This is a genomic window from Pseudomonas sp. RGM2987, from assembly GCF_022952855.1.
In the GTDB taxonomy this organism is placed as follows: domain Bacteria; phylum Pseudomonadota; class Gammaproteobacteria; order Pseudomonadales; family Pseudomonadaceae; genus Aquipseudomonas.
This window is the reverse complement of record NZ_JALJDX010000121.1, coordinates 1-15,660: the sequence shown is the minus strand read 5'-3', so window position 1 is coordinate 15,660 and position 15,660 is coordinate 1. Positions and strand designations below refer to the sequence as shown.

The 15,660-nt window shown below is 63.8% G+C and carries 11 protein-coding genes; 3 read left to right on the top strand and 8 right to left on the bottom strand.

The features are described 5' to 3' along the window. Positions 1–17: 17 nt before the first annotated feature. The 8 genes from RGM2987_RS03150 to RGM2987_RS03115 all read right to left on the bottom strand — a co-directional run bounded on the left by RGM2987_RS03150 (position 18) and on the right by RGM2987_RS03115 (position 13,696). The gene (locus tag RGM2987_RS03150; protein ID WP_245138661.1) at positions 18–953 is read right to left on the bottom strand and encodes a sigma 54-interacting transcriptional regulator; all 936 of its coding nucleotides are present in this window, start codon (positions 951–953) and stop codon (positions 18–20) included. A 50-nt stretch (positions 954–1,003) separates the two neighbouring features. Beyond that, positions 1,004–1,585: an alpha/beta hydrolase gene (locus RGM2987_RS03145; protein ID WP_245138660.1), complete on the bottom strand. Its 582-nt coding sequence runs from the start codon at positions 1,583–1,585 to the stop codon at positions 1,004–1,006. A 231-nt stretch (positions 1,586–1,816) separates the two neighbouring features. After that, the gene (locus RGM2987_RS03140; protein ID WP_245138659.1) at positions 1,817–2,062 is read right to left on the bottom strand and encodes a DUF2789 domain-containing protein; all 246 of its coding nucleotides are present in this window, start codon (positions 2,060–2,062) and stop codon (positions 1,817–1,819) included. A 214-nt stretch (positions 2,063–2,276) separates the two neighbouring features. Next, positions 2,277–3,221, bottom strand: coding sequence for a sulfotransferase (locus tag RGM2987_RS03135; RefSeq protein WP_245138658.1), 945 nt, complete (start codon positions 3,219–3,221; stop codon positions 2,277–2,279). Next, complete coding sequence (locus RGM2987_RS03130; protein ID WP_245138657.1) at positions 3,209–3,997, bottom strand: aspartyl/asparaginyl beta-hydroxylase domain-containing protein; 789 nt, start codon at positions 3,995–3,997, stop codon at positions 3,209–3,211. Before RGM2987_RS03130 ends, RGM2987_RS03135 begins: the two co-directional genes overlap by 13 nt. A 13-nt stretch (positions 3,998–4,010) precedes the next feature. Next, positions 4,011–5,522: a TolC family protein gene (locus RGM2987_RS03125; protein WP_245138656.1), complete on the bottom strand. Its 1,512-nt coding sequence runs from the start codon at positions 5,520–5,522 to the stop codon at positions 4,011–4,013. Positions 5,523–5,562: 40 nt separating this feature from the next. Next, positions 5,563–12,798 (bottom strand): Ig-like domain-containing protein, encoded by a 7,236-nt coding sequence (locus tag RGM2987_RS03120; protein WP_245138655.1) that lies wholly within the window; start codon positions 12,796–12,798, stop codon positions 5,563–5,565. A 52-nt stretch (positions 12,799–12,850) separates the two neighbouring features. Continuing rightward, a complete protein-coding gene (locus tag RGM2987_RS03115; RefSeq protein WP_245138654.1) occupies positions 12,851–13,696 on the bottom strand; it encodes a sulfotransferase in 846 nt (281 codons plus the stop codon). Positions 13,697–13,999: 303 nt separating this feature from the next. Between RGM2987_RS03115 and RGM2987_RS03110 the strand changes: the two genes are divergently transcribed. From RGM2987_RS03110 to RGM2987_RS03100, 3 genes are read left to right on the top strand one after another with little or no spacing between them, the layout of a single operon-like run. Beyond that, entirely contained in the window at positions 14,000–14,587 is a 588-nt protein-coding gene (locus tag RGM2987_RS03110; protein WP_245138653.1) for a tail fiber protein, read from the top strand. Between the two features lie 46 nt (positions 14,588–14,633). Beyond that, the gene (locus tag RGM2987_RS03105) at positions 14,634–14,945 is read left to right on the top strand and encodes a hypothetical protein (protein ID WP_245138652.1); all 312 of its coding nucleotides are present in this window, start codon (positions 14,634–14,636) and stop codon (positions 14,943–14,945) included. A gap of 39 nt (positions 14,946–14,984) precedes the next feature. Then, positions 14,985–15,572: a tail fiber protein gene (locus RGM2987_RS03100; RefSeq protein WP_245138651.1), complete on the top strand. Its 588-nt coding sequence runs from the start codon at positions 14,985–14,987 to the stop codon at positions 15,570–15,572. Positions 15,573–15,660: the final 88 nt, after the last annotated feature.

Genomic DNA, 15,660 nt, shown 5'->3' with positions numbered 1-15,660 from the left:
CCCCCCCGCCACGGGTTTTATAGCGTCTGGTCGAGGCGGGTGAGCAATGCCTTGAGCGCCGTGCGTTCAGCCTCGGTACCGCGAGCGATGACATGCGCCAGCTGCTGCTCGATCGCCGCCAGCGCCGAAGGCTGGGGCGGCAGGTTCAGATGTTCCGGCAAGATCTCATCGCCACCGCTGACCAGCAGCGCGAAATGGATGACGTTTTCCAGCTCGCGGGTGTTACCCGGCCAGCTATGCCGTTCGAGCGCGCGTTGCGCCGCCTCGCTGATCAGCGGCACACCCAGGTCCAGGCGCTGGCTGTAGATGCCCAGGAAATACTCGGCCAGGGACAGGATATCGCCCACCCGCTCACGCAGGGCCGGCAGTTCGAGCCGGCCTTCGCTGAGGTAATGGTAGAGCCGCTCGTTGAATTTCCCGGCGGTCACCGCTTGCGCCAGGTCAATGCTGGTGGCCGCCACCAGGCGCACATCCACCGGGCTGGGCTGCGGGGCGCCGACGCGGGTGACTTCGTGGTTCTCCAGGGCCGCCAACAACTTGGCCTGGATCGGCAGCGGCAAGTCGCCGATTTCATCCAGGTACAGGGTGCCGCCATTGGCCGAGCCGAACCAGCCGGCGCGACTGCTGGCCGAGCCGCTGTAGCTGCCGGCGGCGTAGCCGAACAGTTCGGCATCGGCATAGGTCGGGCTGATGGCGCCGCAGTTGACCGAGACAAACAACCCGCCTCGATCACTTTCGCGGTGGATGTGTCGGGCCAGCAGTTCCTTGCCGGTTCCGGTTTCGCCGCGGATCAGTACCGAGATTGCCCGCGGCGCCAATTGCTCCAACTCCTGGCGCAACTGTCGCGAGCGCGGGTCGACGAACACCAGCGCCTTGGCGCGAATGCTCAGGGGGCTTTTTTCCGCATCGGGAAAGGTCAGCAAGGGCTGACCGAAGGTTTCATGCAAGCTCATGGCAGTCTCCCGCCCCAAACCGCCGGGAGACGGGAGGGCGCAAAAAAAATTCAGGCGCGTCGCAGGGCGTGATGCTCCATGCGGTTTTGCAGACGATAGAGATAGGCGAAACCCTGCTCCCAACGGTGGTGACCGGACTTCACATTGATGTGCCCCGCCCCGGCCAGGATCCCGGCCTCGGCCCCCCAGTTGCGCGCCAGCTCCAAGGCGCGCGGGGCGCTCACGGCAGCGTCGTTGTCGGAGCTGACCACCTGGCTGGGGAATGGCAACAGGTCGGTGGGAATCGGTGCGAAATTGCGCAACGCCGGAACGCAAGCCGGCCGCTCCACGTCCGCTGGCGCCACCAGCAGCGCCCCGCGCACCTGCCGCAAAAATTGCAGCGGCGCGGTGGCGGCCCAATGGGCGACGGTGATGCAGCCCAGGCTATGGGCGATCAGGATTACCGGGGTGCTGTCAGCGGCAATCGCTTCGGCCAACGCCGCCACCCAGTCTTCACGCCGAGGCGTCAGCCAGTCGGCCTGCTCGACCCGGGCACTGTTGGGCAGGCTGTTCTGCCAGTGGGTCTGCCAATGATTTTCCGGCGATCCTTGCCAGCCCGGCACAATCAGGTAGCGAATCGATTCGTTGCGCATGGGTGCTCTCCTGCGTGTCTGTTCACGGAGGAGTATAGGGATGAGATTTATATTGTTTAAGGAATAAGAAGCTATTTATTAATAACCAAATTACCAATGTCAGTTTCGATGCGGTTCATTGTGGGAGCGGGCTTGCTCGCGAAAGCGGAGCGTCAGCAACAGTTTCTTCAACTGACACGCCGCCTTCGCGAGCAAGCCCGCTCCCACAGGGGCCGAGTTTCTTCAGGGGTATTACTCGCTTCGCCCTTTGCGCAACATCACATCCAGCTGATCCACCACCACCGCCCAGTCGGCATCCTCGAGGATTTCGTCGCGCAGCAATTGTTTCTGGCCTTCGCTCCAGAAAAACGCATCCGCCAGGCGCAGGTCGGGCTTGAGGGGTGAATGGGTGGCGATGAACTGGTCGATGCTCTGGGCATCGTCGTCCAGGCCCAGCTGTTTGAACAGCGCCGAGAGGCTGTGGATCGGGGTTTCCATCGGGGGCTCCTGAACAGAGTGTTATCTCGCAGTCTAGCTCCTGGATCACCGCCAGACTGATCAAAACTCAATCAAGCCCTGCACAATCCTTGTGGCGAGGGAGCTTGCTCCCGCTGGGCCGGTCCGACGCCTCGGGCGAAGCGGCCCTAAAAATGTTACGGCTGCTGCGCAACCGAGCGGCAGCAAGCTCCCTCGACACAAAAGCGACCTTGGCTCAGGGGCTTCTCAATTTCTCCAGCGCTGCATAGGGCCCCTGCGCCCAGTGTTCAACCCGGTCCCGTAGCAACTGCGAAGCCTCCCGGCGCTTGTCCGCGCTGTCCCCGACAAACACCTGCGCCGGCTGCTTGGCATGTTGCCCCACCGCCGCGAACGCTTGCCGGCAGTGCGCTTCATCCAGATGAAAGAACGCCGCTAACCTGCCGGCCATCGCAGCGGGCAGTTCGCTGTAGTTCACCGCCATCCCGGCAAATTCCCGGCAATGCTCCAGCCCCAGCTGAAACAGCCGTCCCAAGCGTCGCGCAATGAAGTCTTCCTGACCGGCAAAGGCCAGGCCATCGTCCAGCACACTGGCCCCGATCATCCCCGGCACCATGTGCATGCCGGGACGGCGCAGGTGGGACACGGCGATTTCCAGGGGATCGCGGTACAAAAACAGCCAGGGCGTGTCGGGGAAGCATTCGCGCAGCAGCGGCAGTTCACCAAGGTTCCAGGCGTCGAGCTTGATCACCAGGCGTTGCTCCATGCCTCGGCGGCGTTGCCCGTAGGCCGACAGTAGGCCCTTGAGCGCGGCGCTGCGTTCGGCACCAGGCAGGTCACTGCGCAGCAGCGTGTCCAGCGGCGGTGGTTCGGAGATGACAATGTGGTCGTCCAATTGCGCCAGCATCTGGCTGATCAGTGTCGAACCGCAACGCGAGGCATGGAAAATAAACGCTCTGGGCGCCAGGCCGGGGCTCTGCTGCTGCCACTGACTGAGCACGTCCAAGGATGTCTGGCGGCGGAACACCTGGTTGAAGGGCAGGCGCAGCGCGTCCTCCACGGCGTCGCCAAAGAACGGCTGTGACAATCGCGCCTCACCGAACCAGCACCAGTCCACCTGCCACTGCCCAAGCGCTTGCCCTACGCGGATCGGCAACCAACCGTGCAGGTTCAGGCTTTCCACTGATTGCTCCACTGCCGACGGCCGTGGCGCATGGCCGAGCGTAATTGCTCATGGGTGAAGTGCAGTCCCGATTCGGCGCCGAGCGCAATTGCCTGCTCCATGAACACATCTACGTCATGCAGCTGCTGTAGGGTCCGGGCGAGTCGCGGATCGGCTTCTACGCGCTGCTGAAAACGGGCCAGGTCGCTTTGCCCGACACCGGCAGCGGGCGTGGTAGCCAGCCCTTCGGCAATCTGCTGTTCCAGCCAGGGCCCGGGACGACAATCGAGCACCAAGTGAATGCGTGACGCCTCAAGGCTGCGATTGGCGACACGATGGGGCCGCGACAGGTCGAGAAACCAGCACTCCCCCGCGCTCATCGGAACAAGCTGCCCGTCCAGCCAGAAATCCACTTCAGGCGAGCTGAGCAGCGGAACGTGCAGGCGCAGGTCGGCATCCGGCCCGCCCAGGTCATAATCGCGGTGCTCATGGATCCGCCCGCCCGGCCCCAGCCGTAGCAGCCGGGCCGAGACAATCTCCAGCGGCCATTCCCGCAACGCCTGATGCCAGCGTTCGTCCTCAGACCACGGTGCGCGGTGCAGCGGACGGGCATGCCCCGGGGACAGCTCGGTCAAGGCATCGGCCGCTGAAATCAGCGCCACACCACTCCAGTCGCCGCTGTAGTAGGCACTGTTGAAATGCCCTTGCCAACGTTCGTCCCCGACGGCGGCCAGGGCCTGCAAGAGCAACGGCAGGTTCACCGTCACCGGCAGCCGGGAAAACGCCGGGCGCTCCATTGCCGAGCGCCGGTTATTGCGTCACCGGGGCAGTCGGCACGGCGATGTTGCCCTGGGCCCAGGCGGCCTCGCGATTAGCCAGTGCCGTGGCAATCGACTGGACCTCGGTCGATTGCACCTCGTTCGGCAGCGGGTCGAGGCCGGCGCTGGCGAAGATCTGGCCGTAGGCGTTGCGCAGGTCGGCATAGGACAGGTCGCGCCGCAGATCGGCCTGCAAGGTGTTCAGTTCACCCTGGATCAGGTCCAGTTCGCCGATGCCGGCGGCCTGATGGCGGCTGCGCAACTGGCCGACGATCTGCCCGTCGATGTCCGACAGCTGCTGGTTGGTCTTGAACTGGCGCAATGCTTCACGATAGTTGGCGTTGGCAACATACAGCTGCGCCAGCACGGCGATCGACATCGCCTGGCGCCGCGCCGACGCGACTTCTTCGCCGGCCTTGGCCACGTCGATGGCCGCGGGAGCGGAGATCACGTTGAACAGGTTCCAGGTGACTTTCACGCCATAGTCGGCCCAGCCCTGCTCCACCAGGAACGAGTTGCTGTCGTAATGCCCACCGGCGGAAAACTCCAGCCCCGGCAGCAGGCGCAGCATGGCCTTGCGGGTTTCGGCGGCGGTGATGCGCGTCTGGTAGTCCTGCTCGCGCAGTTCCGGACGGCTGGTCAGGGCTTCCTGTTCAAGACGCGCCAGGTCGACCTTGAGCTCCGGAATCTCGTATTCATCCTGGGTCGCCAGGGTCAGCTCGGTGCCCAGCGGCAGATTGATCAGGGTCGCCAGTTCGGTCTTCGCCAAAGACAACGCGCGGCGCTGTTCTTCGAGCTGACGGGTTGCCTGGATCAGCGAGCGCTGGTAACCCAGGGCCTGCACCGGGTCACCGATGCGTTGTTCGCTCATGCTCTGGCTATTGCCACGCGCCGACTCGACCCGGGCCATCAGGCTGTCGATCTGCTTGAGCAAGCGCTCGGCGGCCATGGCTCGCCAGTAGGCCGAGCGCACGTCCTGGACGATGGTGTTGATCACTTTGCGCCGGCGTTCCTGGACGATCAGCCGCTGGTCGCCGGCCTGCTTGGCGCTGATGTAGCTGACGCCGAAGTCGAGGACGTTCCAGACCATGGTCAGGTCGGCCACCTCACGGTCGCGGTCCTGGGAGGTCGACGGTTCCAGGGACTGGGTGCCGGTTTCGACGCTCTGGCTACTGGAGGCGCTGACATTGTTGCGCCCCACATAACCGGCATCCAGTGCCATGCGCGGCAGCATGTCGAAACTGGCGAGGTCCAGCTGACGCTTGGCCAGGGCCTCCTCCATGATCTTCAAGCGGCCTTCGAGGTTGTACTTCACCGCTCGCGCCATGGCCTGGTGCAAGGTCAGCGGGCCACTGAGGGGCTCCTGGCCTTTGTACATGTTCTGCAGGTCGGTCTTGGCGCGCTGTTCGCTGACGCTTCGATCGATCGGCTCGCTGGTGACGGCACATCCGCTGACCACCAACGCCAGCGCACTCATTGCGAATAACTTCTGACTTCTATTCATTCCCTGGATTGCCCCTGACTGCCCCAATTTTTTAGATTTATCAGGCCTGCACCTGGCTGATGCCGACCTGTTGCAAAGCCATCGCCAGGCTATCGACCTGACGTTGTTCAGTGTCCTTGAGGTGTTGCAGCTGCTGGCCCAGGGTCGGTGCGCCGAACATGCCGCGCAGGCCCTGGGACACATCGCCACCCTGCATCGATGAGTTGCCGAAGGCGTTCATCGATTCGCTGTCAGAACCTGCGTCGTGGTTGAACAGCGTCGAAATCGTGCTGCTGCCGAATACCCCGCCATCGCCACCGCCAAAGCCCAGGAACCCCTGGCCTGTGCCATCTCCTCCCGCGTCAGTGCTGAAGACCTGGGCGATGTAGCTCGGCGCCAGTGCGCCCTGATTGATGAAAATACTGCCTATCGGCTGAAGGCCGCCCACGTCCCGTTGCTCGAACAGTGGCGGGAAGCCCAGCGGCGTGCCCAGGTTGCCAGTGGGTGGCGTGAAGACGATCGGCTGCAACGGCACCTCGGACGGTGGCGTGACCACGACAGGGTCCGAAACCAGGAACTCCGGCGGTGGCTTCACATCGTTGGGCACCACGGTGTCGATCGCATAGTTGTTGGACACCACCACGCTGGCCCCGGCATTACCCGTCAGGTCGCTGACGTTGCTGGTGTCCAGGGCGATGAAGTTGCTCGGGTCGGTGAGATTCGCCGTCGGCGTGAACGTTGCTGTCCAGGTCCTGCCGCCGTCGCTGGTGGTCAGGTTGGTCAGTTCACCGTTGGTGACGCTGAGGTCCGACAGGTCGAAATTGCTGACCGCCTCGCTGAAGGTGAAGGTCACCTGCGTGCTCTCGCCCACCGTCAGGTTCGAGTCGGCGACCACGATGGTCGCCGTAGGGCGGGTAGCGTCGAGTGCGTAGTTGCTGGAAATCGCGATGCCTACCCCGGCATTGCCGGCGATGTCCTGCACGGTGCTGGCGTCGAGCAGAATCAGGTTAGTGGCATCGTTGACCCCCACCGTCGGCGTCAGGGTCGCCGTCCAGGTCAGGCCGCCGTCACTGCTGGCGAGGTTGGACAACACGCCATTGGCAACACTGATATCGGACAGATCGAAGCCGGTCACCGCCTCGGTGAAGCTGATGGTCACGGTGGTAGTCTGGCCGATGCCCAGGGTGGTATCGCCCACGGTGATGGTCGCGCCCGGGCGCACCGTGTCGATCGCGTAGTTGTTGGAATTCACTACGCCAACCCCGCTGTTACCCGAGACGTTGACCACGCCGCTGGTGTCCAGGCTGATCAGGTTGCTGGTGTCGGTAATGTTGCTCGCCGGAGTGAACGTCGCCGTCCAGGTGATGCCGCCATCGCTGGACGAGACGTTGCTCAGCGTACCGTTGCTCACGCTCAGGTCGGCATTGTCGAACCCGCTGACCGCTTCCGAGAAGGTGATGGTCACCAGTGAGGTTTCGCCCACCGTGAGTGAGTTATCCGCCACCACGACAGTGGCCGTTGGCACCCGCGTCTCGACCGCGTAGTTGGCCGAGTTGGTGGTGCCTGTCCCGGCGTTGCCGGCCGCGTCGCTCACGCCGCTGTTGTCCAGGGTAATCAGGTTGCTGGCATCGGTCACGCCGAGGGTTGGCGTGAACGTCGCGGTCCAGGTGATGCCGCCGTCGCTGCTGCTGACGGCACTCAAGGTGCCGTTGGCAACCGAGAGGTCGGCGTTGGTGAAGCCGGTCACCGCCTCGCTGAAGGTGATGGTCACCTGCGCGGTTTCACCCGGCCTCAATGTTGAATCGCTGAGCACGATGGTGGCGGTCGGCAACTGGGTATCGACGCTGTAATTGTTCGAGTCGGTGGTGCCGCTGCCAGCGTTGCCCGCCAGGTCGGCAATACCACTGTTGTCGAGGGTGATCAGGTTGCTGGTGTCGTTGACGCCCACGGTCGGCGTCAACGTCGCGGTCCAGGTGATGCCGCCGTCGCTGCTGCTCAGCCCGCTGAGCGTACCGTTGGCAACGCTCAGGTCGGCACTGGTGAAGCCCGTTACGGCTTCGTTGAAAGTGATGGTTACCAGCGACGTCTCGCCAGCGGCAATGGCCGTGTCGGCAACGACGATGGTTGCGGTAGGGCGCACCGTGTCGATGGCGTAGTTGTTGGAATCGGTGGTGCCGACCCCGGCGTTGTTCGCGCCATTGCGCACGCCGGTGTTGTCCAGCGTGATCAGGTTGCTGGTGTCGGACACGCTGGCGCTCGGGGTGAACGTGGCCGTCCAGGTCACGCCGCCGTCGCTGGACGAGACATTGCTCAGCGTGCCGTTGCTGATGCTCAGGTCGCTGTTGTCGAAACCATTCACGGCTTCGTTGAAGGTGATGGTCACCAACGAGGTTTCACCGATACTCAGCGAAGTGTCGGCCACCACGATTGTGGCGGTCGGTACCTGGGTATCGACGGCGTAGTTGTTGGAAGTGGTCGTGCCCGTGCCGGTGTTGCCCGCCGCGTCGCTTACGCCGCTGTTGTCCAGGATGATGAGGTTGGACGCGTCTCGCGTGGCGGAGGTCGGGGTGAACACCGCGGTCCAGGTGATACCACCGTCGCTGCTGCTGACCGCACTCAGGGTACCGTTGGCGACGCTCAGGTCTGAATTGTCGAAGCCGGTCACCGCCTCGCTGAAGGTGATGGTCACCAGTGACGTTTCACCGACGCTGAGGTTGCTGTCGGCAATCACGATCGTTGCGCTTGGGCGCTGGGTGTCGAGGGTGTAGTTGTTGGAGTCGGTGGTACCGCTGCCAGCGTTGCCCGCCAGGTCCGCAATACCACTGTTGTCGAGGGTGATCAGGTTGCTGGTGTCGCTGATGCCCACGGTCGGCGTGAACGTCGCGGTCCAGGTGATGCCACCGTCACTGCTGCTCAGCCCGGTGATCGTGCCGTTGGCAACGCTCAGGTCGGCACTGGTGAAGCCCGTTACGGCTTCGCTGAAAGTGATGGTTACCAGCGACGTCTCGCCGGCGGCAATGGCCGTGTCGGCAACGACGATGGTTGCGGTAGGGCGCACGGTGTCGATGGCGTAGTTGTTGGAATCGGTGGTGCCAACCCCCGCATTGCCAGCGCCGTTGATCAGACCGGTGTTGTCCAGAGTGATCAGGTTGCTGGTGTCGGAGATGCTCGCGCTCGGTGTAAAGGTTGCCGTCCAGGTGACGCCGCCGTCGGAAGACGACACGTTGCTCAGCGTACCGTTGCTGATGGTCAGGTCGGAATTGTCGAAACCGCTGACCGCCGAGTTGAAGGTGATCGTCACCAGGGACGTCTCGCCGATGCTCAGCGCATTATCGGCCACCACGATGGTCGCCGTGGGCACGTTGGTATCGACTTGGTAATTGTTGGAACTGGTGGTGCCGGTACCGACGTTGCCCGACGCATCGCTGATGCCAGTGTTGTTCAGGGTGATCAGGTTGGTCGCGTCGCTGACGCCCAGGGTCGGCGTCAGGGTGGCGGTCCAGGTGATACCGCCGTCGCTGCTGCTGACCGCGCTCAGCGTACCGTTGGCCACGCTCAGGTCCGAATTGTCGAAGCCACTGACTGCTTCGGAGAAGGTGATGGTCACCAACGACGTTTCGCCGACGCTCAATGCGCTGTCCGCCACCACAATGGTCGCAGTTGGGCGCTGGGTATCGACCGCGTAGCTGTTGGAATCGGTGGTGCCGGTGCCAGCGTTGCCCAACCCATCTACGACGCCGGTGTTATCCAGCGTGATCAGGTTGCTGGTGTCACTGATGCCGGCGCTCGGGGTGAAGGTCGCGGTGTAGGTGATGTTGTCGCTGGTGCTCAAGCCACTCAAGAGACCGTTGGCCGCCGTCAGGTCGGCCAGGGTGAAGCCGGTCACCGCTTCGCTGAAGGTGATGGTCACCACGGACGTCTCGCCGATGCTGAGGCTGGTGTCGGCGATCACGATCGTCGCGGTAGGACGCACATTATCGATGGCATAGTTGTTGGAATCGGTGGTGCCGCTGCCAGCGTTGCCTGCTGCATCGCTGACGCCGGTATTGTCCAGGGTAATGACGTTGCTGGCGTCGCTGGTGCTGGCGGTCGGGGTCAGGGTGCCGGTCCAGGTAATGCCGCCATCGCTGCTGCTCAACCCGGTGACGGTACCGTTGGCAACACTCAGGTCAGCCGTGGTGAAGCCTGTGACCGCCTCGCTGAAGGTAATGGTCACCAGTGACGTTTCGCCAATGCTCAACGCGGTGTCCGCAACCACGATGCTGGCCGTCGGACGCTGGGTGTCGACGGCGTAGTTGTTGGAGCTGGTGGTGCCGGTGCCAGCGTTGCCGGCCGCGTCGAGCACACCGGTGTTCGCCAGTACGATCAGGTTGGTGGCATCGGTGATGCTCGCACTCGGCGTCAGCGTCGCGGTCCAGGTGATGCCGCCGTCGCTGCTGCTCAGGCCGCTCAAGGCGCCGTTGGGGACCGTCAGGTCGGCCAGGGTGAAGCTACTTACGGCTTCGCTGAAGGTAATGGTCACCAGCGAGGTTTCACCTGCGGCCAGCGCGGTGTCGGCCACCACGATCGTGGCGGTCGGGCGCAGCGTGTCGATCGCGTAGTTGTTGGAGTCGGTGGTGCCCGTGTTCGCGTTGCCGGACAGGTCGGCAATACTGCCGCTGTTCAGCGTGATCAGGTTGCTGGTGTCGCTGATGCTGGCGCTCGGCGTCAATGTGCCGGTCCAGGTGATGCCGCCGTCGCTACTGCTCAGCCCGGTCACCGTGCCGTTGGCGACCGTCAGGTCGGCGGTGGTGAAACCGGTCACCGCCTCGTTGAAGGTGATGGTCACCAGGGACGTTTCGCCCACACTCAGAGCGGTGTCAGCCACTACGATGGTGGCGGTCGGGCGCAGGGTGTCGATGGCATAGTTGTTGGAGTTGGTGGTGCCCACGCCCGCGTTGCCAGACAGGTCGGCGACCCCGGTTTTGTCCAGCACCACCAGGTTCGTGGTATCGGTGACATCGGCGTCCGGTGTCAGGGTCGCGGTCCAGGTGATGCCGCCGTCGCTGCTGCTCAGGCCGCTGAGCGTGCCATTCGCCACCGTCAGGTCGGCCGTGGTGAAACCGGTCACCGCTTCAGAGAAGGTAATGGTCACCGCCGAGGTTTCACCGCTTTTGAGCGCGGTGTCGGCCACCACGATGGTCGCGGTCGGCGCCACGGTGTCGTTGACCACGTAATTGTTCGAGTTGGTGGTGCCCACGCCCGCGTTGCCAGCCAGGTCGGCAACGCCGGTGTTGTCCAGGGCGATCACGTTGGTGGTGTCGGCAATGTTGCTGGCCGCCGTCAACGTGCCGGTCCAGGTGATGCCGCCGTCGCCACTGCTCAAGGCGCCGACGCTGCCGTTTTGCACCGACAAGTCGGCCGCAGTAAGGCCCGTCACCGCTTCGGAGAAGGTGATCGTCACCAACGAGGTGCCGCCAGAGTTCAGGCTGGTGTTCGCCACCACGACAGTCGCGGTGGGAGGCGTCGTGTCGGGCACATAGTTGGTGTTGATGGTCCCGCCGTCGCCATAGACATTGGCGACGGAAGCCGGCGAGGTGCCGGCGGTGCCAGCGCTGGTACCACCGACGCCGCTGCCGCCGACGTTGCCCGACAGGGCCGCGAAGTTGGCAGCGGTAATCAGGATCGCCCCTTTGTTCCAGATCGCGCCTACGCCGACGCCGCCCGCGCCACCGGTCTGGCTGTAGCCGCCACCTGCCCCGCCACCGCCACCGCCACCGCCGGCGCCGATGTTGTTGGAAATCACCGAGTTGCCGATGATGCGCAAGGTTGCGCCGGTGTCGTTGTAGATCCCCCCCACCGCGCCGCCGCCGGCACCGCCGATGTCGTTGTAGCCGTCGCCGCCACCGCCACCGCCGATGGACAAGCCGGCGCTGGAAGCCGTGCCACCGGCCGAGCCGGTGCTGTAGCCCGGATACGCCGAACCGCCCGCGCCACCGGTGGAGTTGCCGCCCCGCCCGCCCATGTTGAAGAAGCCGCCGCCGGCGCCGCCTTGTCCGGTCGAGCCTAAGGAGCCCGTGGCATTGAGGGTGTCGCCACCGCGGCCACCCGTACCACTGCCGACCGCGCCGCCACCGCCACCGCCCCCACCGGCGTATTGCGGCGTCACGCCGCCACCGCCACCACCGCCCGATGCGGCGTTCGCGGTCACCGTGACGTTGCGCAGGGTCAGGGTCCCGGCGTTGTAGATCCCGCCGCCCTGGGCCACCAGGGCATCATCGCCACCGGCACCTCCGTTGCCCGCCACCATGCCGCGGGTGATCACCAGGCCATCGAGGGTCGCGGTCGTACCGGACGTCACATTGAGCACCTGAGTGCGGAATTGCCCGTCGAGGGTGACATCGGCGACGTTGTCGTTATTGAGATCGCCGTCGATGGTCACGTTTCTGTTGACCACCAGCACCTGGGTCAGCGCGACGGTCATGCCGCTGCTGAAGGTGACGATGTCGCCGTTCTGCGCAGAGGCCAGGGCCGCGCGCAGCGAGCCGATGCCGGTATTGGCGTTGTTGGTGGCGGTCCAGGTCGCCAGGCCCCATTGGTATTCACTCATGGCCTGGGTCGAAAGCACGTTGGCGCTTTCGATATTGCCGGTGGCAATTTCCAGGTCCCAGTCGCCGCCCAGGCCCGTGCGATCGTTGGACGCGGCCACGTCACGGCCGGTCAGCTGCGCCAGGGAGTCGACCAATTCCATACCCCGGTCGCCTTCGGCGGTGTAGCAGCCGTAGATCAGGATATCGCCGCCAGCGTTCATGTCCTGGCCGATCTGCGCCAGCACCTCGCTGCGGGCCTGGACGTTATCCGCCGACAGGTAGGCGTTGCCCAGCCACAGGTCACCGGCGTTACCGTGGGCGATGATTTGCACCGAACTGACGCCCTGGTGGGTGTCCAGGTAGTCGGCAATCTGTTGCAGGCCATCCTTGGACGCATCCAGCTGAACCACCTGGGTGCCGGGTGCAACACCCTCAAGCAAGTTGGCAGAATCCTTGACCCGCGAATCGACAAACACCACCGACTTGCCCGGAACGGCGGCCTGGGTGGCATCCACCTGGCCTTGGGGTGCATGGGTATCGGCCGGCTGGTCGGCCGTCGGCGCCTTGGCCGCGTCAGCGGTGGGATGGGCGTCCGGCTGCGCAGCCTCGGCCACGGTCGCGGCCACCGCGCCGTCGAACAGCATGCGCGGCTCCAGCGACATGATCATTGGCGATGCCAGGGCCTGTGCGCCCTCGGTTACCCGCGATTTACCTTTGCTCCACCACATGACGTTCACCTGGACTCGAACTTCTTGAACACGCAAATGAAAAAAACCGCGATCAACTGAGCGCGGCGTCGGTTTTCATACGGATAACGTTGGCGGCGCTGGCGGACCCATCGCGCCAGAACGACAACTGGGCATACTTTTCAAACAGGTCCGGCGGCAACAGGGTCCGCCGCGCTTGCGGCGCGACCTTGGGCTTGACCTTGTGCAGGCCGGCAACGCCCAAGGCCTGATCGAAGGCCGGCGCATCGTAGGTCAAGTGATTGAAATCGTGTTCGAACCAGGGCTCGCCGATGAACTCGTACACCAGGCGCATCACCCGCTCGGGGGCCTGGCTCAACAGGTCGTAGTCGACGATCAGCAGCGACTCGGCGTTCTCGCCGTAATAGGCTTCCTTGAGCGCCGTCCAGGCAAACCCCACCAGGCGGTTGCGCTGGGCCAGGGTTTCACAACGGCTGTAGACGGTGTTGCGCTCGTCATCGTCGTTGAACAGCTTGGTGTTCTCGAAGGGGTTGGCGCGATACAGCCGCTCCAGACTGTCGAGCACCCAGGCGACATTGCGCACACAGGCGATGGTCTTGGCTTGGGGAAACAGGTCTTGCAGGGCCGGCAGGCGCGCGCACCATTGGCGGTTGGTATCGAAGATGACCGGCTTGTCGGCCTTGTCGGCGTAATAGGAGTCGAACAGCCCGCGCAGCAGGCGACGGCGCAGGTCGGTGTCGATCACCGAGCCGAACTCGCTGCCGGCGCTGCATTGCTGCAACACGCTGCTGAACAGCGAACCGACCGGGCTGGTCATGCCGGCGTGGAAGCGCGGATTCTGCAACAGGATTGCGGAAAGAAGGGTCGAGCCCGAGCGCGGCAAGCCGGAAATAAAGTGAAACTGTGACAATCCCTTCACCGTTTTTAGTCCTTTTGTACTCAGAGCGTAGCCGAGGAAATAAACCTCGCCTAGTACTACTTTGACATCAGCTTCCGTCCCAACTGTAAAAAAGATGGACGGTATCAGCGCCCCGCGCGCCTGAATCGATTAAGCCGGCCCGCAACATCTTTCCGCTGCCGATGCCCGGCAAGATCCGACATCCGCGTCTACGCTCAGCCGTGCGTGACCAGGCCAGGGAAAGAACGGAGTCGGGCTGATCGCACTCCTTCGTTGTGTCCCGTCAGGCACTACCAGACCAACAACCTGAGGGATGAGGATTCCATGGAAGTATTCATCGGCACTATCCAGCCGTTCGCCTTTAACTTCGCACCCAGGGACTGGGCGCTGTGCAACGGGCAAACGCTCAGCCTTGCCCAATACCAGACGTTGTTCGCGCTGATCGGCGTGACGTACGGAGGGGACGGCCAGACCACCTTTCTGCTCCCTAACCTGCAAGGCCGGATGCCCGTTGGCCAGGGCAATGGGCTGGGCCTGACCCCACGGGTCATCGGCATGGTTTCCGGCACCGAGAACGTTACGGCAACCATCAACAACCTGCCCAACCACACCCACGCCCTCACCGGCATCACGGCCAACACCACCCTGCAACTGGCGAACCCGGCCAGCAACCCGGTGAATACGCCCACGGCCACCAACTCGTTCATCGGCACCTCGGGTACCGGGCCAGGCGCGGCGAATATCTACTCGGATCAGGTCGGCGCCTCGCCAGTGCCCCTGCAAGGGGTAAGCACCACCGTCAGTGGCACGATTTCGCCGACCGGCAACGGTCTGCCAATGGAGATCATGAACCCGTTCCTGGCGATCAACTTCAGCATTGCCCTGCAAGGCTACTTCCCGTCCCGCAACTGATGGCCCGCCGGAGGGTTGCGGCCCTCCGATCCGTTGGAGTACCGACATGCTGCAAGAGGTTCATAGCCACCATTTCCAACCGTTGCTGGGCCAGACCCGCAACCTCACCCTGCCCGACGGAAGCCGCCTGCCCGTGCGGATCGAGTCCCTTGAACAAACCCCCCGGGCAAAGATGCCGAACGCGCAGCGCATGCCGTTCAGCGTGGAATTCAACAGCCTCGAGACCACGGAGTTCGTGGACGGACTCTGTACCCTGGAAGTGCCCGGACTGGGGCGGCTCGAAGGGCTGTTCGTGTCGCGCATACCGCCCATGGGACGGGACCCGACGGTGGGCTATTTCTACATCGCGTTCAACTGAAAGCTGATCCAGACCAATAACCTGAGGGACGAGGAATCTATGGAAGTCTTCATGGGCACCATCCAGCCGTTTGCCTTTAACTTTGCACCCAGCGGTTGGGCGCTGTGCTACGGGCAGACGCTCGGCATCGCGCAATACCAAGCGCTTTTCTCACTGCTCGGCACCTACTACGGAGGCAATGGCTCGACCAACTTCATGCTCCCCAACCTGCAAGGCCGGCTGCCCCTGGGCCAGGGTAACGGCCTGGGGCTCACCCCACGGGTCATCGGCGAGGTTTCCGGCACCGAAAACGTCACCGCGACCCTGAACAACCTGCCGAACCACACCCACACCCTTACCGGCATCACCGCCAATACCACGCTGCAACTGGCGAACCCGGCGAGCAATCCGGCGAATACTCCGACCGCCACCAACTCGTTCATTGGCACTTCGGGCACCGGGCCGGGTGCGGCGAATATCTATTCCGACCAGATAGGCGCCTCGCCGGTGCCGCTCAAAGGCGTGAGCACGACCGTCAGCGGTACGGTCGCCCCCACGGGCAATGGCCTGCCGATGTCAGTCATGAATCCGTTCCTGGCGATCAACTTCAGCATCGCCCTGAATGGCCTGTTCCCGTCCCGTAACTGAGGATCCGCTGCAAGCTGTGCTTTTCTGTGGGAGCGGGCTTGCTCGCGAATGCGGTGGTTCAGATGAAACTGTGGTGACTGACACACCG